At 33.7% G+C, this 22753-nt stretch carries 12 protein-coding genes; 10 read left to right on the top strand and 2 right to left on the bottom strand.

Annotated features, from left to right (window positions below):
* Positions 1-7 precede the first annotated feature (7 nt).
* The 4 genes from PL77_RS12855 to PL77_RS12840 all read left to right on the top strand — a co-directional run bounded on the left by PL77_RS12855 (position 8) and on the right by PL77_RS12840 (position 9266).
* Positions 8-3112: an efflux RND transporter permease subunit gene (locus PL77_RS12855; protein WP_044205784.1), complete on the top strand. Its 3105-nt coding sequence runs from the start codon at positions 8-10 to the stop codon at positions 3110-3112.
* A 241-nt stretch (positions 3113-3353) separates the two neighbouring features.
* Positions 3354-5417, top strand: a complete 2064-nt coding sequence (locus PL77_RS12850) for a SpoIIE family protein phosphatase (RefSeq protein ID WP_156152353.1) — start codon at positions 3354-3356, stop codon at positions 5415-5417.
* Positions 5418-5502: 85 nt separating this feature from the next.
* A complete protein-coding gene (locus tag PL77_RS12845) occupies positions 5503-8517 on the top strand; it encodes a response regulator (protein ID WP_044205777.1) in 3015 nt (1004 codons plus the stop codon).
* A 128-nt stretch (positions 8518-8645) separates the two neighbouring features.
* Positions 8646-9266: a 3'-5' exonuclease gene (locus PL77_RS12840; RefSeq protein WP_044205775.1), complete on the top strand. Its 621-nt coding sequence runs from the start codon at positions 8646-8648 to the stop codon at positions 9264-9266.
* Here PL77_RS12840 and PL77_RS12835 read toward each other — a convergent pair.
* Complete coding sequence (locus PL77_RS12835) at positions 9259-9804, bottom strand: hypothetical protein (protein ID WP_044205773.1); 546 nt, start codon at positions 9802-9804, stop codon at positions 9259-9261. The genes PL77_RS12840 and PL77_RS12835 overlap by 8 nt on opposite strands.
* A gap of 319 nt (positions 9805-10123) precedes the next feature.
* On the opposite strand from PL77_RS12835, the gene PL77_RS12830 reads away from it, so the two are divergent.
* The 6 genes from PL77_RS12830 to PL77_RS12805 all read left to right on the top strand — a co-directional run bounded on the left by PL77_RS12830 (position 10124) and on the right by PL77_RS12805 (position 19585).
* Entirely contained in the window at positions 10124-11176 is a 1053-nt protein-coding gene (locus tag PL77_RS12830; RefSeq protein ID WP_044205771.1) for an efflux RND transporter periplasmic adaptor subunit, read from the top strand.
* A gap of 7 nt (positions 11177-11183) precedes the next feature.
* Positions 11184-14222 (top strand): efflux RND transporter permease subunit, encoded by a 3039-nt coding sequence (locus PL77_RS12825; protein WP_044205769.1) that lies wholly within the window; start codon positions 11184-11186, stop codon positions 14220-14222.
* A 5-nt stretch (positions 14223-14227) separates the two neighbouring features.
* Complete coding sequence (locus tag PL77_RS12820) at positions 14228-15541, top strand: TolC family protein (protein WP_044205767.1); 1314 nt, start codon at positions 14228-14230, stop codon at positions 15539-15541.
* 269 nt (positions 15542-15810) lie between these two features.
* A complete protein-coding gene (locus PL77_RS12815) occupies positions 15811-16857 on the top strand; it encodes a sensor histidine kinase (protein ID WP_052444372.1) in 1047 nt (348 codons plus the stop codon).
* Between the two features lies 1 nt (position 16858).
* Positions 16859-17620 (top strand): LytTR family DNA-binding domain-containing protein, encoded by a 762-nt coding sequence (locus PL77_RS12810; protein WP_044205766.1) that lies wholly within the window; start codon positions 16859-16861, stop codon positions 17618-17620.
* A 237-nt stretch (positions 17621-17857) separates the two neighbouring features.
* Positions 17858-19585, top strand: coding sequence for an ABC transporter ATP-binding protein (locus PL77_RS12805; protein WP_044205764.1), 1728 nt, complete (start codon positions 17858-17860; stop codon positions 19583-19585).
* A 408-nt stretch (positions 19586-19993) separates the two neighbouring features.
* On the opposite strand, the gene PL77_RS12800 is transcribed toward PL77_RS12805, so the two are convergent.
* A partial coding sequence (locus tag PL77_RS12800; protein WP_044205762.1) for a T9SS type A sorting domain-containing protein occupies positions 19994-22753 on the bottom strand: 2760 nt, incomplete at its 5' end.

The following is a 22753-nucleotide window of genomic DNA, read 5'->3' as shown; positions in this document are numbered from 1 at the left end:
AAGCCCTATGAACATTACTGAATTTTCAATTAAATACAACGTTCTTACTTTCACACTTGTGGTTTTATTGGGCTTTATTGGTTTTCAAACTTATGAGACCATGCCACGAGATAGTATGCCACCTTTTACTGTAAGGTTTGTGTCTATTATTACTACCTATCCGGGGGGATCACCCGAGAGAGTAGAAATGTTAGTGACGGATAAGATTGAGAAGCAATTACAGCAAGTATCAGAACTAAAAGCCATTAAATCTGAATCAAGAAATAATGTTTCTATTATTACATTAGAAATCAAAGAAATGTATTCAGAAATGCAACCTATCTATGATAAGATTAGAAGGAGAGTGGATGAGGTAAAACCCGATCTACCAGACGGTTGTGAAGTACAAATTAAAGATGAGGATATTGTAGATGTTTTCGGTGTAATCTATTCGATCACTGGAGATGGTTATTCATATAAAGAACTCCATGATATTGCCAAAGACGTTAAAGATGGTTTGATCAAGCTTCCTAATGCAGCTCGTGTTGAAATAGTAGGAGAACAAGTTGAAAACGTTTTTGTGGAGTTTGACAATGCTGCCATCTCAAAATACGGGTTGACAACTAATATGGTGAAAAATGCAATTGCCAATACAAATATTATCTTTCCTGGAGGTGATGTGAAATTTGGAACCGAAAGAATAATATTAGAGCCTACTGGTAGTTTTGATGCAGTAAGTCAGATAGAAAAAGTTGTAATACCTTTACAAAACGGACAATCAGTGCATCTGGGTGATATTGCCAAAATTAGAAGAGGTTATAAAGATCCTACAGAAAGTATTGTAACGGTTTCAGGGCAACCTGCTATTTCGTTGGGAGTTAAGCTCAAAGATGGTGGTAATATTGTGCAATTAGGACAAGAAATTGATGAGAAAATCAAGTATTATCAGGAACAATATCCTTGGGGAATTGAGTTTACAAGAACAGCGTCAGCGGATTTATATGTAGAGTCTTCTGTAGATAGTTTTGTCAGTAATTTACTGCAATCTGTCGCAACAGTATTGGCTGTTATGCTTTTATTCTTAGGACTAAGAACTGGCCTTGTGGTGTCTGCATTAATTCCTTCAACAATCGTCATTACATTTGTGATTATGGGGTTAGTGGATGTAGGGTTGAATCAGATCTCATTGGCTGCTTTAATTATGGCTTTAGGAATGTTGGTGGATAACGCCATAGTGATGTCGGAGTCAATCATGGTGAAGATGGAAAGAGGAGCAAAGGTATATGACGCAGCAATCGCTTCTGCTAAAGAACTAATGGTCCCTTTATTGATCTCTACATTGACTACATCAGCAGCATTTTTGGCTTTTTACCTAGCAAAATCAACAATGGGTGAGGTAGTAGGGCCAATATTTGTGGTGATCACGATTGCATTATTAAGTTCTTGGATGATGTCAATTACCCTGATTCCATTGTTATCCATCTACTTGATAAAAGTAAAACCTAAAGACGAGACAAAAGATACCGATACGAGTTATTTTGATAAATTGATGGGTTATTATCAACCGTTCTTAGTATGGAATTTGAAACGTCCTCTTTTGTTTATTGGAATAATAGCTCTTTGTTTTTTATCCATGATAAAAATAGCACCTCATGTGCCTTTTATTTTTATGCCAGATTCTGATAGGGCGTTGGTTACAGTGAACTTGGAGTTACCAATGACTTCTGATATTTCCGTGACAAAAGAGGTAGTACAAGAGGTTGATGAATATTTGAAGAGGTTTTTATTAAGTGCTGAACAAGCTCAAAATAATGAAGAGGGAATATTAGATTATACCTCTTATGTGGGAGAAGGTGCACCGAAATATGATTTGGGTTATAAAGCGCCAGAAAAATCATCTTATACGGCACATATTTTAGTAAACACCACTTCTAACGAGTTTAATCAGGTGGTTATAGACAGTTTGGATTGGTATTGTTTTAATAATTTCCCGGATCTACAACCTAGGATTAAAAGATTAGGTAGTGCAGGTGGTGCCGATAACCCAATAGAAGTTCGTATTTCAGGCCGAGATCCACTTGTTTTGTATGAGTTGGTCAATAAAGTTAAAGCGAAGCTTGCGGAAACTCCTGGAACAAAAGATATCAATGATGATTGGGGATTGAAAACCAAAAAGTTTATTATCAAAATTGACCCTGATCGTGCGGAATTGGCAGGGGTGACCAATCAAGATATTGCTATGTCAATGTTGACAAGCATTTCAGGTGTTGAGTTGGATCGTTATCGAGAGGGAGACGAATCTATTCCAATTATGATGAAAGACAGTCACGATGGGGAGTATTCTTTACGACAGTTGGAATCGATCAATATTTATTCTCAAATGAATGGAAATAATGTACCATTAAAACAAGTGGCTGACATCATTACTAATTGGCAGTTTACCAAAATTAAGAGATACGACCTTTTCAAGACCATAACGGTGACCGCAAATATCGATAAAAATACCACTTCAAATGCAGTGATGAGTCAAGTGACCCCTTGGTTGGAAGAAAATCAAAAAGAATGGGATACAGGTTATTTCTATGATTTTGGTGGTGATATCGAAAAATCAAAATCGGGTATAGGTTCTGTGGTAGCCTTTCTTCCTTTATCGTTTTGTATTATTGTTTTATTATTGGTCGGACAATTTAATTCCATAAAGAAAGCTCTCATTATTTTACTGACCATTCCAATGGGTGCCATTGGCGTCTACTACGGTCTATTTATCACAAATTCTTACATGGGATTCTTTGGCTTTTTAGGGTTAGTATCTTTAGCAGGTATAGTCATTAATAATGGAATTGTATTGATTGACAGAATAGAAATAGAATTAACAGAAAATAATAGAACATCAGCGGATGCAATTGTAGCTGCAGCTACCGAAAGATTTAGGCCTATTTTATTGACTACAGCTACAACTGTTTGTGGATTAGTACCATTGTGGTTAGGAGGTGGAATTATGTTTGAACCATTGGCGATTAGTCTGTTATTTGGATTATTATTCGCAACCGTTTTGACATTAGTTTTAGTCCCTGTTTTTTATAGTTTGTTTTATAAAGTAAAATTTAAAAATTACGACACCTCAAATTTATAATACACTTTTTGTAGTACGAAAGAGGAGATAATTATCGTGAGGATATTGTATTATTTATGCATTATCCTCACGATTTTTTATTAAATAATTATTTGATATTCCATGCATATAACATTGTGAAATTATCAAGATGACCAATTGTACACGTTGCTTTGACACTACATCCATAAAAAAACTTGGATTTAGCTAAGTATTTTTATAATTTTATATAACAAGACTCTATTCATATCATACAAAAGGCTTGCGAAATAATATTGTCTATATAAAAAAGTTTGGTTCTGAACTTACCCTTTTCATAATACTATTGTTATGTTTATCTGGTATTTCTTTCGCTGAGAATACCCCTAAGGCTGATATTGCCTTTTTGAAAGATACTTCCTTAAAACATCTGAATTTACTCTCAGACTCAACACTTTACTATACAGAAAGGTTAAAACAGTTGGCTTTAGATATTGGTGATAAAGAGGCTGAAAGTTTTTCTTATCAGTTAAGCGGAAGCTATTTTTTAAAGAAAGGAGAGATTACAAAAGGTTTTGAGAATACCATCAAAGCATTACACATTTCAGAAGAAATCAAGGACTGGCCTGATGTATCTACAATTTGCAACAATATTGGTGTGTATTATTTCAGAAAACGAGATTACAAAAAGGCACTTGAATATTATTTGAAAGGGTTAGAATCTATTCGGAGTGGAATGTATGAAGCGGATGAGATTACACTCGAACAAAGAAGACATGAAGTGAGTATGCTACTCAATATTGGTGAAGTATACATGAAGTGGGGACATAATCAGTTAGGTTTAAAATATGAAGATGAGGCGTATGTAAGTGCCATTAAATATAATTTCAAAGAAGAGGAAGCCTACGTTTTAGCCATAAAAGCACAGATATATGCCAACCTTGGTGAAATGGAAGAGGCAACGGCTTACATCAATGAAGCATTATTGCACTTTGAGGTTTTTGATGATCAGTATGCTTTATGCGAATATAAATTGATGTCTGCGGAATATTACTTCATGTCCTCAAACCTTGAATTGGCTAGAAAGCAGGCATTAGAAGTTTATGAGCTTGCAAAATCATTGGAAGCAATGTTTTTCATTAAAGACGTATGTGAATTGTTGGCCAATATTGAGCATGAGGATAACAACTGGAAAGCAGCTTATCATTATGTTACGGAGTTTAATGAAGTAAAATCTAAAATTGACAATATTGAAATTGAAACAAGAGTAGAGAAAATAAAATCATCTTATGAATCTGATAAACACATCTCAGAAATCTATTCTCTCAAATTAGAGAAGGAATATAATGAGCGAGTGATGAACGATCAGGAGAAGTTTATTTATGTGTTAGTCATCATCTTCGTAGTCAGTGGTATATTTATTTACTTTCTCTATAGATTTTACAAAGACTTGAAAGTAGCTTATCAAAAAATCTCCGATAAGAACTTTAAAATTGAAATTCAAGCAGAAGAAATTGCAGCACAAAGAGATCATTTGCAAGAATACGTAGAATTAATTGACTCCAAGAACAGAAGAATTTCGGCAGGGGTAAACTATGCAACAAGAATCCAAAACGCATCACTCCCCATACGTTCGAATATTGAAAAGTTGTTTAAAGAGTTAGTGTTATTTTATAAGCCAAGAGATTTAGTATCAGGAGATTTCTATTATTCTTCAGGGATGCTTGAAGGTGTAGAAGACGAAATGGCAATAATTGCTTGTAGTGACTGTACCGGTCATGGTGTACCTGGTGCATTCATGTCACTTATTGGAACAGGACTTTTAAATGAGATCATAAAAGTGAAACATATCACTTCTCCAAAAGATATTTTAGAAAATCTTCACCTACAATTACAGAAAACACTAAAACAACATGAGAGTTATGGAGTTCAAGATGGTATGGATATATCAATTGCATTAATTAACTACACCCAAAAGAAAGCAGTGGTAAGTAGTGCAAAAAATTCTTGGCTTTATTATCAAAATGGTAGGCAATTTGTTATGAAAGGAGATCGAAGAAGTATTGGTGGAATGGATTTGAATAGCTCTTCTTTTAACAACTATGATGTTGATTTTAGTAAAGAAGAGACTTTTATTTATTTCTATTCTGATGGTTATCAAGATCAACTGGGCGGACCTAATAATAAAAAGTTTTTAGTGAAAAGGTTTAGACAGTTGATAGAGGAAATACATCAATATCCTGCACAAGAACAAGAAAAGATATTGTTAAACCGTTTTGAATCGTGGAGGAAGCAACAAAACGAAACACAAACAGATGATATATTAGTTCTTGGTTTTAAGCTTTAAATAAAAAAGAACATTTTTTTAAACACATTAAATAGTGAACAAAAATATACTGCTACTAACTTTTTTACTCTTTACTTCGGTCCCATTGCTCAGCCAAATACCCACAGGTAGTAAAGAGGGAGAAGAAAAATACGAGCATATTAAACAGTATCTGGAGAAAATGAAATATAAAAGTACTTCAGAGACTGTAAATACTATTGATTCCTTACTTAGGCTGGATGAATATGGGTCAATTACTGAACGAAAAATTGACTTAATTGAAATAAAAGGAAGATCCTATATGATAGGAGGGCAATTGGATAGTGCCAAAACTTACTTAACCCAAGCTAAAACAATGAGTTTCGAGGCTGATTATCTGAGAGGAAAAGGTAAAAGTTGCTTATGTCTGGGAACGGTTGAATCTTTTATGGCCAATGATTCTTTAGCATTTATCAATTTATTAGAAGGTTTTGAATACCTGGAATTATTACAAGACTCAACTGAAATAGCAGAGGGGTGTAATCATATGGGATTGTATTTAAAAAATAAAGGAGATTTTGATCAAGCAATCCAATATTTTCAAAGAGCCAAAATTATTTATGAGGAAAATAATAACCTTCAAGGGTTGTATAAAGTATTGAGTAATGAGGCACTCATTTGGAAAAATAATAGTATTGATGTTGATAAAACAATAAAGAAGGAAAATTATTTAAAAGCGATAGCTTCATTAGAGGAAGCTCTTCAAATTGGGGAAAAACTGAAAAATGATCATTTTATTGCTACTGTTTATATCAATCTTTCAGGAACTTATTCTTCTTTAAATGAAACTTTAGATGACTCTGTTGCTATTCAGAAGAATTTTAATAAAGCAATTCTTTCAGCAAAAAAGTCTAGAAGTATTTTCTTAAAGAACAATCAAGAGGAAAAGTTAGCCCCAGCTTCTACTTTGATTGGTATCGGTTATATGAATATGAATCAATTCGATTCCGCTGAACATTATATAAGCGAGGCTTTAGGGCTAATAAAAAAATATAAGTATAGTTATTCTACTCACGCTGCTGCTTTAGAGGTATTAGGCATCATTGCTATTAATAGGGATAATGATATTAAGACTGCAGAAAAATATTTTCTAGAAGCATATGCGTTAGCAGGAGATAGAACGCTGATTCAAAGAAAATATAAAATTATATCTCATTTAATTGACTTAAATGTTCATGCGGGGAATTACAAAAAGGTATATGAATATCAGCAAAAATTATTAAAGGTTAATAATGAACTAAATAACAAAGCAGAATTTAGAAAGCTAACACAATTAGAAGCTAATTTCAGAAACAAGAAATTAATAAAAGAGAAAAGACTTAAAGATGATTTATTAAGATCGGCTCAAAAAGAAAGGACGTTATGGTTTTGGATTGTTATTTTAGTTTGTGTTTTAGCATTGGTAGTGATTGTGTTATACTTTATCAATATCCGCTTAAAAGAAGCACAATTGAAAATATCAGAAGAGCAGAAAACAAACGCTATTGAAAGGGAGAAACGACTGGAAGAACTAGATGAATTTAAGACTAAATTCTTTGCAAATATTTCACATGAGTTTAGAACTCCACTGACATTGATGATTGGAGCTGTTGATGATTTAAAAGGGCAGGTTGAAAGAAATGATAGCTTGAGATCTCTTGAATATCAATCGAAGCAACTTTTAGAATTGATCAATCAGATTCTTGACTTAACGAACTTAGAGCTTCAAAATAACAATACTTTGAAGTTAAGTGAAATAGATATTAAAGAATTGTTGACCGTTGGTGTGGCATCATTCCACTCTTATGCTGAACAAAGGAACGTTAAATTAGATTTCATTTTTGAAGGAACTCAAAACGTTGGTTATACTGATAAAAATAGTATCAATAAAGTAGTAAATAACCTTATTTTTAACGCCATCAAGTTTTCAAAAGAACAAGGAGAAATAGTTGTCAAAGGAACTATAAAGGAGGGTGTTTTAAATATGTCGTTTTATGATAATGGTAAGGGTATTGCTCCGGATGATCTACCTTACATTTTTAATCAATACTATCATTCAAATATAGGACTTTCTACTACTAATGGTATTGGACTAGCTTTGACACAAGGTATTATTACGAAGTATTTTGGTACAATAAAAGTAGAAAGTGTCGAAAATGAGTGGACGAGATTTGATATTGAAATTCCTGTTGACCTTTCTTATTTTGAATCAAAAGAAGTAGAATTAGAAATCACAGCTTCTGATGTTGAGTATCAACCAATCGTAGACAAAAGTATTCTTCCAGAAACCTCTGAGCCAATTTTGGAAGTGAGTAAGGACGAAAATTTACCTTCTATTTTAGTAATAGATGACAATGAAGAAATAAGAAAATACCTTCATAAAATACTTAAAGAGAGTTATGATGTAAGTCTTGCTGAAAATGGTAAAAAGGGTTTTGAAATGGCCAAAGAAATAATGCCGGATATCGTTCTATCTGATGTTATGATGCCAGAAGTAGACGGAATTGAAATGACTCGATTGTTGAAACAGACAGATCAAACCTCTCATATTCCGGTGATATTATTAACAGCAAAAGCAGACCAATCTACACTGCTCCAAGGTTATACTACAAAGGCTGATGCTTATATCACTAAACCGTTTAACAAGCAAGAATTATTAATTCGAATTCATAATTTACTTGAGAACAGAAAAATATTACAATCTAAATTCAGAGAACATTTCTTAGTGAAAAAGGATGTTGTAGAATTTTCCAATAATGATGAAAAATTAATTAAATCATTTACATCGATAATTGAGGATAATTTGGATAATACAGAATTGAGTGTAGAAGAAGTTGCTCAAAAATTATTTATTAGTAGAAGTCAATTGCACCGTAAAATTAAAGCTTTAACGGGTAAATCTTCTAGTGTTTTTATGAGAGATATTAGATTAAGATATAGTGCTGAGTTACTGAAAAATTCGGATACAAGTATTTCGGATATTGCTTATCAGACAGGTTTTAATACACCAGCTTATTTCACAAAATGTTTTACTGATCTCTACGGTGTATCTCCAAAAAAATATAGAGAAGGGGAAGATATTAAATTAAAAAATTACAATTAATTCTTTATAAATTATTGTAATGAAACATTCTTATGATTAAATTAATACCTTTGATAGAAGTGTAATTTCAGAGGTATAATCGTTCCTATTGCACTTGGGTTTTAAGAATTAAATCAGCTTTTTTTACTATGTTTGATGATCTTATCAAAAATAAAAACACACAATCTGAAGGCGATCTACAGGAAGAAAAGTTTATAACAGAAAACTTTTTAATTCTTGATACTGAAACAACAGGTCTAGATGCTGGTGTAGATGAAGCTTTACAGATAAGTATTATCAACGATAAAAAGGAAGTTCTTCTCAGTACATACATTAAACCTAAATACAGGAAAACATGGCCTGAAGCAATGGCTGTCAATGGAATCTCCCCACAAATGGTAGAAGATGCACCTGTATATGATTTTGCGATGCAAGATATGATCAACGACCTTGTAGAAGATCAAAATGTAATCATTTATAATGCACCTTTTGACATGAATTATGTAGACCTTAGAAACGCTAAAGGGATTTACTGTGCAATGAATGTTTTTTCTACCGGAGTGATTAAGGAATGGAATGAGAAATATAATAACTATACTTGGCAACGATTATCTACAGCATTCAACCATTTTAAAAGTCACTTGACTTTAGAAGATAAAATCCTATTAGATAATGCCCATAATTCTTTATCAGATAGTTTTATGACTTTGTTTGTTTGGGAGCAGTTAATGCAAGCAGGGTTTGAAAAAGGTAATAATTACCTTAAATAGCTCTGTCATAAGATTTAGCCTCTAACCAAGCCTTCCATTTTCTATAAAAATCAATTTCTTGAGTAGCAATTTGTCCGTCTGCTTTAATCGTAAGCGTGATAAGATGGTCCACGACAATCCATGTGTCTTGATGCATTTGCCCCACAAAACTCATCGCTGTATTAAAATTCAAGAAAATCATATTTTTGATGGCATCCATTTTATCATAATAGCGTTGTGGTAACTCGCTATGCGTGATAAAATCAATGAAATTTCCTATCTCAATTTTTTCTTCTTCTACAATTCTTCCATCACATCGAGCAACGGCCATACCTACAGCAAAAAGGCCAATTATATAAGGTTCGTAATGTTCTGTATTGTAAAGTTTTTCTGAAGTATGGAGAATTAGATGATGCATGTACTCGTTAGCGGCAGAGTCATTTTCCTTTAATAATAATAGATCATCTTCTTGAAGAGAAATCTTTTCAGGAGCACTGAGTTTCTGGCGATTTGGAGTATTATCTAAAACTGCATTTTCAAGAGCTTTCCAAATTGACATGTTTCTAGATTAAGTTTATTTACCGATACACATTAAAAAAAATAGTCTTTCACAAATTTAACATTTTTGCTAAAAATCCAAAATGCTACTCTGTTTTTTTGACATTCATTTGCATCATTGCAAAAGGGGAAGGTAATAGTTTACGGGCTCCTTTAGAGGATGCTTCAGTTTTAGGAATGACCGATACAGTGCTTTATTTAGTGGTTTCAGTAGTAGTGATGCTTCACCACAAAAGTATTGGAGTATACATGAATAGATTAATACGATTTTATTACACGATCATTATCATAATTTTTATACTCTATAATTACTATCTAAAATGAGGCATTTATTTCTGTATACAATATTAATTGTATTCACTTCTTGTGGTAGGGAAAAAGTTCAAGAGAACACTACGAAAGACCAATTGGTTAAAGTAGTCCAGGTACAAGAGGAGGGAGCCAATAAAACAAATATAGCTACCGGGGTTTCTATCCCACAAAAAGAAGTACAATTATCTTTCAGAGTCAGTGGTCCATTAAAGGGCTTCGATTTGGAAGAAGGACAGCGTGTACAAAAAGGGCAAATTTTAGGTATCATTGACCCTAGAGATTATAAAATTGAATTGCAGAAAGCAAAATCTACCTTCCAGTTAACAAAAGCCGCCAAAGATAGAGCTGAAAAGCTTTTCCAAAAAAATAATATTTCAGAACAAGCTTATGATAAAGCCATTCTCGATTTTGAGCAAGCCTCATCAAACTTAGAGTTTGCGGAAAATGCTTTAGCAGATACAAAATTAAGAGCTCCTTTTACAGGAAGAGTAAAAAAATTATCGATAGAAAAAGGCGAGCATGTAACAGCCTCAAAAACGGTGATTACTTTACAAGATTTTGAAAATACAAGAGTAAGATGTACTGTCCCAGAGGAGGTAGTAATGAAGGTGAAAGAGTTGGATAAAATTGAAGTAGTTTTTGATTCAAAACCCAATAAAAAGTATTGGGCAAAAGTCATTGAGGTATTACACGATACTGAACAATTGAACTATGCTTACCCAATGTTATTAGAGGTTCAAGAGGTTGATGAGCTCTTTTTGGCAGGTATGACAGCAGAAGTATACTTTAATTTCAATTCATCGGAGGCGTCAACGGTAACTTTACCTTCAAGTGCAGTGATTGGCGAGGCCAATGGAGACTACTTTGTTTGGGCTGTTTCGCCACAAAATAATACACTGAAAAAAGTAAATGTAGAACTGTTACAATTGAAAAACGATAGTAAGGTTGAGGTAAAGATGCAAGGTAATGCAGACTTTGTAGTTGCTACGGGTGGTTCTCTATTGGTAGAAAACCAGAAAGTAAGAGCCAACTTTGGAAATTCTTTAATGACTAAGAACTAATAGACCGATGAACTTAACGAAATTTTCAATTGAAAATAAACCTTTTACCTGGTTTGTTTTAGCCTTGGTAATATTAGGAGGTGTGATTGCTTATCAAAAAATAGGTAAGCTAGAAGATGCTCCATTTACGATCAAACAAGCTGTAGTTTTAACGACCTATCCGGGTGCTTCTGCTGAAGAAGTTGAGCAACAAGTAACGGATAAATTAGAGGAAGCAATTCAGGCTATGGACGGTTTGGATTATTTAGATTCTGATAGTAGACATGGAGTTTCAAGAATTTTAGTGGTACTCAAGAAAATCGTTCATGGAGATAATATTCCACAGATGTGGGACATGTTGAGGAGAAAAGTGGGGGATGTTCAATCTCAATTACCTGCCAATGCAAATACCTCTATTGTCAATGACGATTTTGCCGATGTACTAGGACTTTTTTATGGCATTTACGGTGAGGGATTTACTTACAGAGAGCTTAATGATTATGCCGATGATATCAAAAAGGAGTTATTGAAGGTAAATAATGTTGCTAAGGTATCACTTTTTGGTAAAGCCCAAGAAAGCATCGATTTAAAACTGTCTTATTCAGCAATGAATCAGTTGGGCGTATCACTAGAAAATGTGATGCTTGCACTCAACCAACAAAACAAGCTGGTGAATGCCGGTTTTGTCAATACCCATGAACAAAGACTAAGAGTTAAAATCGGAGGTGATTTTAACGATACAGAAGAAATTGGAAATTTCCTTGTGACCACTTCGAAAGGAAATCAGATTAAATTAAAAGAAATTTGTGCGATTGAGGAAGGGTACGTCACTCCCTATACTTCCAAAATGAAAATACAAGGGATACCGGCAGTAGGTTTTGCTATATCTGCTTCTTCCGGTGCCAATGTAGTAGAAGTTGGGGAAGATGTACGTGCTCAATTGGAGATGATTAAAGAGAATCTTCCCGCAGGATTATTCATTAAAAATATCTATGACCAAGGCAATGAATCAAAAGTCGCCAATGATGGTTTTGTTTTTAATCTTATTGCTTCAGTAGGAACCGTAGTCTTAATCCTTCTTTTCTTTATTGGTTTAAAGAATGGTATTTTAGTAGGATCAGGATTAGTATTTTCCATCCTTGCAACGATCATTATTATGTGGTCTTTTGGAATCAATATGGAAAGGGTTTCATTAGCCGCATTGATCATTGCGATGGGTATGTTGGTGGATAATTCCATCGTAGTCATAGAATCCATTTTGATGAAAATGAAAATGGGTATTCCTAAGAAACAAGCCATTATGGAAGCGGCAACGGCTTCAGCTTGGCCACTTTTAGGGGCGACAATTATTGCAATTCTTACCTTTTTACCGATCAGAATTTCGCCAGACTCAACCGGTGAATATTTATCATCTCTATTTAGTGTTTTAGCCATTTCACTTTCTTTAAGTTGGGTTTTTGCACTTACGCAATCGGCATTAGTATGTGATGTTTTTTTAAAGGATGAAAAGAAAAAAGAAGGGGAATCAGATGACTTATTCCAAGGGAAATTCTATGATAAATTCCGTTCTTTCTTAAAACTTGGCATCCAATATAAATATATTTCATTAGGCATTTTTCTAGGATTATTCGCTTTCTCATTGTTCACGGCTAAATACATGTCTATTGTATTTATGCCTGAACTTGAGAAAAACCTCTTCAAAATCAATGCTTTCACTCCTGAAGGGACAAGGATTGAATACACAGAAGAACAAGCGGATAAAATCTATGATTGGTTGATGGAACAAGAAGAGGTGAAAGAAGTAACAATGACTTTGGGAAATACACCTCCAAGATATTTCCTTGCGTCTTCAGCCTATGGACCTCAATCCAATGTAATGCACTTTATCATAGAGTGTGAAGATTTTGAGAATGTGGATCGGGTATTCTCAAGATTGGAAGAGGAAAAATATTCCAATTGGCCTGATATATTCATTCGCCCAGAACTTTACTCTGTAATGTCACCATTAGACGGAAAGGTAGAAGCTCGATTTATGGGTAATGATATTCAAGTCTTAGATTCTTTAGTGAATGAGGCTATGTTGATCATGAGAGAAAGTGATCTTTCAAGACATGTTCATAGCAGCTGGTTTAATATGGCACCGGTTTGGACCGCTGAATATTCCAACAACAAAGCAGGAAGAGCAGGTGTAACAAGAGCTGAAATTGCGAATTCATTTAGAGTGATGAGTGAAGGCTTGCCAGTAGGTACTTACAGAGAGGACAATGAGTTGATGCCAATCGTATTGAAGTTGGATGAAGGAGAAATTCCAAACATTGAGAAGGTGGAAAACATGAAAGTGATTTCAGGGGAGAAAAATGTTCCTCTTCCACAACTTACTAACGGAATGAGCTTAGGTTATGAATATCCTCTTATTCAAACCTATAACCGCCATAGAGCTTTATCGGCATTATGTGATCCTATTGAAGGGGTAACTACTGCTGAATTACAAAAGGACATTGTAAGTAAAATAGAAGCAATGGAGTTGCCGGAAGGGTATACATTTATGTGGGATGCAGAGAAGAAAAACCAAAAAGAAGCTGTAGATGCTATTGTGACTTTCTTCCCATTAGCCTTCCTATTGATCATTGCAATTTTGATAGCATTATTCGGTAATTATAAACAGCCGTTGATTGTAATTGTACTGCTTCCATTCTCGCTTATTGGAGTCATTTTCGGATTAGTAGGCCTTGGTAAAGCTTTTGACTTTATGTCTTTTATTGGGTGGATTGGACTTTTAGGTATGGTCATTAAAAATGTGATTGTATTACTGGATGAAGTGAACATCCAAAGAAAAGAAGGAAGATCACATCTTGACGCGATCATATATTCAACCATTTCTAGAACAAGACCAGTATTGATGGCTGCCATCACCACTATGTTTGGTATGATTCCATTGATTCCTGATTCAGTATTTGGAGCCATGTCAGTAACCATCATATTTGGGTTGGGATTCGCTACTTTCCTGACATTGATAGCAGTGCCTGTATTCTATGCTATTTTCTATAACATCAAACTAGACAAATAATATCCATGGAAAAATTACAAAAACACTTCGTATTTCTCCTGATATTTTTGGGAGCAATTGATGCACGAGCTCAAGTAAATGACCCTTTCTTAATGCAATATAGGAAAGAGGCCATAGAGCACGAACAGCTTGTAAAAATGGCTGAGAATAGAGTAGAGATGGGCTATAAAAACTACAAAGCTGCAATGGCTAATTTGATGCCTAAAATTGGAGCAAGTGCTGATTATTGGTATGTCCAAAATCCATTGCAAATGACTTTACCTGATGATCCAAGATTTGGAGAATTGGCAGGTCAAACGATGGGACAAGGTGCACAAAATCAATACGGTTTGTATACTACATTAACGCAACCTATTTACCGAGGGGGGCAGTTACAAGAACGAAAAAATAGGGCTGAGATCAAGCACAAAATTGCCTCTGAACAATTAGAAATCACCAGCCAAGATGTAATCATGGCAACGGATCTTCAATATTGGCAATCAGTGGCTCAGAATGAGTTGGTCTTTGCAATGAAGAATTACAAAAGTGATTTATCTAGAATAGCAGGTTTAGTTGAAAACAAAGTAGAAGTAGGAACTTTAGATCAAAGTGATTTATTGATGACAGAGGTAAGAGTAAACAGAGCGGACTTAGCTGTTATTCAAGCCGAAAACGATCTAAAGGTATATAAAATGTCTTTGAATAGGATTTTAGGAAGACCTTTTGAAGACGAGATTACTTTGATTGATTCTATTGAATTAGAATATTTTCAAACCCATGAAATGGAAATGTCAGTCAGACCTGAATATAAAGTAGCGGAGTTTAAAGTAGAAGAAAGAATCAAGGATATGAATATTGTGAAAAGTACCTACCGCCTTCAACTGAGTGGTATTGTAACCGGATCTTATTCTTCCCCTGGCTATAACTTTCAGCCCGGAGCCGTACCCAATGTACAGGCAGGTTTGACGATGAGTATACCAATTTTTCATGGTGGCAGAAAGAATCATTTAGTAGCGAGTCAACAATTGAAAGTACACAATGAACAACTCGCATTAGAAAGAACAAAAGAACTTTTGGATTTGGAAATCGCTCAAAAAAGAGTGGCTTGGCAAAACAGTCTAAGAGAAAATACTGTAGCAAAAATGTCATTGGAAAAAGCAAGGCAAAATGCGACAGTTATGGAGGAAAGATTCGAAGAGGGATTAATAGATATACTAGAGGTGATTGACTCTCAATTATATCTCGAACAAGCTGTCATTGAATATATACAATCAAAGTTAAAGGCTCAGATACAATGGACACATTACGTTCGTTCGATGGGAAATTTAACAGCTAACTAACAGCTAAAACAATTAACGATAGGAAAAAGTAGGGGAGGTATTTTATTATATCTTCCCACTTTTTTTACACAATGAATGAACAAGTTATTACATATATTTATGATTTCTTGGAGAAAAAGCTTGAAAGAATACCTTAGAAAAAATGTATAAATATCGATCTGAAGTTGACGATAACGAAGTCCACATAGTACTTGATAAGAGATTTTATTAAGTTTAGCAACTTAAGAGGAGAAGCTGAATAATACACTTCAATAAACAGTTCATCAATAATGATTCTATTAGAAAGAAATTATAAATGGTTGACACCTGCATTGAGTATAACATTGTCATTACTGTTGTTATACTTTACCTATTGGTCGATAATTGAAGACTTTAAGCTAATAAATGCATTTAGTTATATCTCTACATACTTGTATTTGATTTGGTTTAATGGAGTAGTCTACTTGGGAAGACACCTTTCCAACTTTTATGAAAATGTATTACCCTTTAAGAAGAACCCTAGTTATAGACTGACTTTAGAATTAGTTTCACTTTTTGTGATGGCCTTCCTTTTCTTTTATGTAGTACTGATCACGACCAATTTACATTCTAACAAGCCTTCACCACATATCATAAATAAGAATAACTTGATTCTAGGTGTTATTCAGAGTTTAATTTTATTGCTCTACTGTTCTTTAACCATCACAGATGATTTCTTAAGAAAATGGAGAGATGAATCCATTAAAACAGAAACATTGAAACAAGATAAATTAAGAGCAGAAAATCGAGCCTTACAAGCTCATCTTAATCCACATTTCCTTTTTAACAGTCTAAACGTACTTATTTCTGAAATAGAATACGATCCCGCTCAAGCGAAGAAGTTTGCCATGGATTTATCTTATACTTACCGGTATGTCCTGCAGACCAAAGAGGCCACCGAAGTGACTTTTGAAACCGAGTGGGAAGCCATGAAACATTATTTGGATCTACATCAAGTAAGATTAGGAGAGGGACTTCAATTGAATTTAACTATTCATGATGAACATAGTCAGAAAATTATACCACCTTTAAGCCTTCAATTGCTTTTAGAAAATGCTTTTAAACATAATGTTGCAACACTCAGAAAACCACTAAAAATCAAAGTTGAAATGAAGGATGATTTTGTGAGAGTAAAGAATAATAAACAGTTGAAACAAAAGAAGCAAGAGTCCTACAACATTGGCCTTACGTATCTCAAAGAGAGTTTTAAAGCATTGGATAAAAAAGCACAAATTGATATAATTGAAACAGACGATTATTTTTCCGTAACCATTCCATTATTAAAAAAGGAAGCATAGCATGAAAGTATTGATAATTGAGGATGAAGTCCCCGCTCAACGTTATTTAAAAAAGGTAATTCAGGAAATCAGACCGGAATGGGAGTTTTTATTTCCTTTACAATCCATCGAAGAAAGTCTTGAGTTTTTTGAAGGAAGAGAAGCGAAGCCCGACCTCATATTTATGGACATCCAATTAACGGATGGTTTAAGTTTTGAAATTTTAGAAAGTACAGATATAGACATTCCGATTATTTTTGTCACGGCCTATGATGAATATGCATTAAGAGCTTTTCAAGTCAATAGTATTGATTACTTATTGAAGCCTGTTGAAGAAAAATGGGTACAAAAAGCCATTCAAAAATTTGAAAATCGGAATACTCCAATAGTTTCTAAACAAGAAATAAAAAATATTCAAAAGCATGTATCAGAGCAGTCCAAAGCCTACAGAAAACGCATTTGGGGAAATACAGCTGTTAGTATGGAAGCTTTAAACGTAAAAGATATCGCCTGTTTTCATTCTCAAAATAAAACCACCTTTGCACATACAGACCAAAAAGGAACAATTACCATCGATTACACTTTAGACAAATTAGAATACGAACTAGATCCCACTCTTTTTTTTAGAGTCAACCGTCAATACATCGTGAATGTCAATGCTGTAAAAAGTATTGAACCATTCTACAACGGAAAATGGGTATTAAGATTAAAGGACATGGAAGAGGAGGAAATTGTAATTCCAAAAGAAAAGGCACCAAAGTTTAAGAAGTGGGTGGTAGGGTGACCTTTCACTTTTTAAATCTATAACATTGTATAAGTAGCTTATTTTATGTCATTTTAGTACTTATGCTATATTATCAAATTATGAATCATAAAAGAAAGAACTAGCCAAATCATACATTTTAGACTTATAATTCCCTTGCTTCAGCCAATTCTTCTATATTTGTGTCGCTAAACAGTATTCAAACGCAAATAATCTACGCATTCAACAAGAATAATAACTTGAAGAACTTTTTTTAATATGAATATCATTTTCCAAACCTTACAATTTATTCGTTCTGTTTTACCCAAAGACCAAAAAGTAAAAGCTATAGGTGTCAGCATTCTCTTATTCATTAATTCAGGGTTAGAATTAATAGGCTTAAGTGCCATGCTCCCCGTTTTCGCCGTTTTATTAGAAGATGATGTAGTCAACAAATACACATGGGCCAACTGGGTGTACAATCTATTTGGTTTGACGGATGATAAGCAGTTTATCATTTTACTGACTTCTATTTTATTTTTTGTAGTGTTAGTGAAAAATATAGCCGGGATGTTTATTGTTAAGTTGCAGAGTGAATTTGCAATGGGTTTATATAGTGACTTTGCTAAACGACTTCATCAAATATATTATAGAAAAGGTTTTTTGTTTTTTAAGGAACAGAATTCTAATGTTTTGCATCGTAATGTACAAGCTGCAACTCAGTCATTCGCTAATATGCAAGTTTTGGGTGTTTTGAATATATTAAATGAAATAATCGTATTATTATCAATTGTGCTTAGTATTGCAATTTACGATTTCAAAATACTCATATTATTAGCACTAATTGTTATTCCATCTTTCTTTATTTTATATAAATACGTTCGTAATAAATCTCTTGAAATTGGTAATACTAGACAAGTAGTAGGACCAAGGTTAAATAAAAATATTTTTCAAAGTATTTTTGGTTATGTAGATGTTGTTATTTCTGGCTCTGAAAACCTTTTTAGAACTCGAATGAATGATGATGTAGACGAACTTGTTGATACAAATATAAAAGCAAATATTTATAATCTAGCTCCTACAAGAGTGATAGAGAGTGCTTTGATGTTAGCAATTTTGGTGATGAATATATATGGAGTGTATTACTTAGAATCTAGAATTGAATTGTTACAGTTATTGGGTGTTTTTGCTATTGCAGGATTTAGGGTAATGCCATCAATAAATCGAATGATGACCTATTTGAATGCTTTAAATCAGAACAAATGGACTTTTGATGTATTAGATGGGTTAAAGAAAGAAACACATTTCACAAAACCACTTCAAAAAGAGCTGACTTTTGAACATTCATTAGAGCTGAATAATATAGAATTTCAATACCCTGATGCAAATAAAAAAAGTATCATCAAAGAATTTTCTTTGCTGATCAAGAAAGGTGAAACTATAGGTTTAATAGGCCCATCAGGTTCAGGGAAAACGACTATCATGAATATCCTATTAGGCTTTCTAAAAGTCACAAAAGGACAATACCTTATAGATGATCAAGTCTTTGGTGAAGAGTACGTAGATGCTTTCTATCATAAAGTAGGCTACGTACAACAATCTGTCTATATCATTGATGGATCGTTAGCGGAAAACGTAGCCTTCGGTGTAAAAGAAGAAAATATAGATTACCAAAAACTAGAAGAAGTACTAAAAAAAGCATCACTATATGAGGTAAGTCAAGAATTAGAAAATGGTGTAAATACAAGAATAGGAGAGAATGGTACAAAATTATCAGGAGGACAACGACAAAGAGTAGGTATCGCAAGAGCCCTCTATTTCGATGCAGAAATTCTCTTCTTTGATGAGGCAACATCAGCCTTAGATACGCAAACAGAAAAAGAAATTACTGAATCCATTCATAAACTATCAGAATCTAATCTGACCATTATCATTATCGCTCACAGACTAAGCACTTTAGAAGATTGTGATAGGATAATAGAAATCAAAAAAGAAGAAGTTATTTGAGTTAAGAGTTAAGAATGAAGAAAATGTATCGTGATGTGGTCCGTAATGTGATTTTATGGATGCCGTGTAGGGATGTTGTATTGCAACGACCACTGAACCACAACAAGAACCATTTTTTGAAAAATTCACAATGTAAAATACCGAGTCCCATGACTCGAAGTCATGGGCTTTTGGGAAGCTATTCCACTTTATGATTTTCATTAGAATCTTGATATGCTTCAATGATTTACAATTTTTTCATTTATCTAACTTCTTATAAGTTATCCATCAAAAGTTGGTAAACGAGATATCTTCCCAAAAGCCCATAATTTCAATTATGGGTCTATGAAACATCTGGAATGTGGAATAGCTACATTTACAACTGTCTCATTAACCCATGATTAAATCATGGGCTAATGATGAAAAATATCACCTCTTCGATACTTTGATAGCAGCAGTCCCCTTATCTGTATTCACCCTTACCAAATACATCCCACTAGGAATATCTTGCATATCAATAGTCCATTTATACCCTGAGATCGCTCTACTTTCTACCTTAAATTCTTTACCAGTAACATCAAAAACACTTACTTCTAAAATCCTTATATCCTCAGAAGTTTGAACATTAATATCACTATCCGTTGGATTAGGGTAAACAGATATTTTGCTAGCAATAGGATTTTTAATACCCGTTACCCCATCCACAAGAATAGGAAAGGAAGTGAGAACAATATCTTTATAATGAGAATTGGTAATGGTATAGTTATATTCTCCGATGTTATTGACTCTTAAAGAATCAGCGGTTTCACCCTCTAAAGGACTGCCTTTGAAATACCATTGGTAGGCATCATTTTCAGTTTGATCTTGCTTTGGAACTTCTAGGTAATTTACCCCATTTTCCAAAGTGATTGTTAGATCAGCTACACCCACTAACTTTTGATTACCATACACAAAATTGATTCTTTGATTTGAATTACTTAACCTTACTTTATCTAATTCAGCAAAAGTGAGGTGATTTTGAGAAGCATTGAAGTAGGTTAAACTAGGTTCAAGATCTCCAATATCATCGGGTAATTCAAAGAGATTATTCGCACTAATGTTTACGCTTTTTAATGCATCAAGTGTAGCAAAATCAACAGGAAGTATATCTATGTTTTTATTCCAAATATCTAACTCAACAACCCTTGCAGTATAGCCATCAACTTTAACTCCTTCCCATAACCCAACGGGATCATCACTGGACCAATTTAGCGTATTATTTACATTAAGCTCTTTAATACTATTCAAAACTAAAGAATCTGCTGTGTTTGTGGTGCCAATTACAACAAAAACACTTGCAGTAGTTAATGTTAAATCACTGTAGTTGGGGTTGCTAATTTCACATACGTACTCTCCAAATTCAGAACTTACAAAGTATTCTCTTTCGTTTGCTCCAGGAATCAAAACTCCTTCATAGAACCATTGATATTGATTTGAGGTTACTTCAGGATCAATGGTAGGATCTATTTGAATTGTAATATTACCAGAAGTTGCTATTCTTTGCTCTTCACCAACAATGCCCTGAGGATTATATTCTTTTTGAGAAGTTTGAGGAATACGGCCAATATCGTCAAAGGTGAAATAATTGTTTTGCATTTGGACGAGTTCTAAATTTATTAACCCGTTTACTTTTTCATCTAACAAATGAAGATTGTTTCCCTGAATATCTAGCACTTCTAAGTTTTCTAAATTATAAATGCCATCAATAATAGTACTGATGCCATTACTACTGATTTTAAGTACTTTCAACTTTTGTAAACTTTCAACGCTTGGCGGAATGGTAGATATAGCATTATTACCAATATCCAGTGTTTCCAATTGAGCGAGTTCACCAATATTATCAGGCAAAGCATTTAACTTTTTACCCTCCAAAATTAGCCCTTGAACTCTTCCAACACCTCCCACAAGTTGTACTCCTGACCATTCAGTAATTGGTTTTGTTAAATCCCAATCTAATAAATTTCCATTATTTCTGGGGTCAGTATAAATAGATGCAATAATAGTAGAATCACTCATAAAGTCACTTTCACTATAGATATAAGAGAGGGCAGATTGTAGTGTTAAATCTCTAAAATCATTATTGGTAACAGCACAGTAATATTGACCAACTTCAGATGTCGTATAAGTTGAAGAATTAGCTCCCTCTATGATTATTTTATCTTTATACCATTGATAATTATTTCTAACATCTTGTATTGAAGGGTCTATTGTAAGCGTTATTTCATTATTTGAAAATGCGAAGGCCTGCTCTTCACCAATAGTAGCTTGATTAGAATAATCAATATACTCTGCATCTTGATTAATAATGGCTTGAGCATTGTAGAGGTCATAGAACGTTAATTGATTCTTTGAGATATCAAAGGTGTCTAGGTTTAATAAGGCCCCGTTATTTGTGAAATCAGAAGGGATATTTGTTAATCCAATATTATCTAATTTAACTGCAGAAACTGGATCTCCTGGAAACCCTGAATGAGTTACGCTATCCCACTCGGCAACTTGTAGGGATGAACTCCAATTAAGGTTAACTTTAGGGTTTGATGATTTTAATGATAACAAGGCTAGTGAATCTTGTAAGGAAGGTCTTGTATTAATCATATTGTAAGTTCCAGTGTTTATTGAGTTAATCTGAGGGAAATCAGAGTTAGTTATTGTACAGAAGTAAATTCCGTCAGAATTGATATTAATAGATCTATTGTTCTCACTGTTAATTATATTTCCATCCTTGTACCATTGGTATACATTATTAGTTGCAGAGTCTGGAGCAGTTAAAATGTAATTATCCTGATAAAGTATAGTAGTATCAGTTGAAATGTTTCCTTGTGCCCCATAACTTCCTGGTATTCTGATCATACCTTCAAAAGCCGAGTAGCCTAAGTTATTATCTTGTAGGAAATAAGATCCAATATTAATCTTTTTTAAAGATTCTGGTACAGCTTTTAGGTCCATAATACTGGCAATAAGCACTCCCATTTTTTGAAGATTACCAATAGATTCTGGTAGATACTGAATAGGGTTTCTATATATTTCAAGATTTCTGATTTCATCAAGATCACCAAATGAGCTAGGCAAGTTTGTCAAGTTTTTTCCAAATATTTTAAGAGTAGTCACTCTAAAATTAGATATTGTAACACCAGTCCAGGTGTTTACACT

It is taken from the genome of Flammeovirga sp. OC4 (assembly GCF_000812565.1).
GTDB lineage: Bacteria > Bacteroidota > Bacteroidia > Cytophagales > Flammeovirgaceae > Flammeovirga.
Note: the sequence above shows the minus strand (reverse complement) of the source record. Positions and strands in the feature narration are given on the sequence as shown.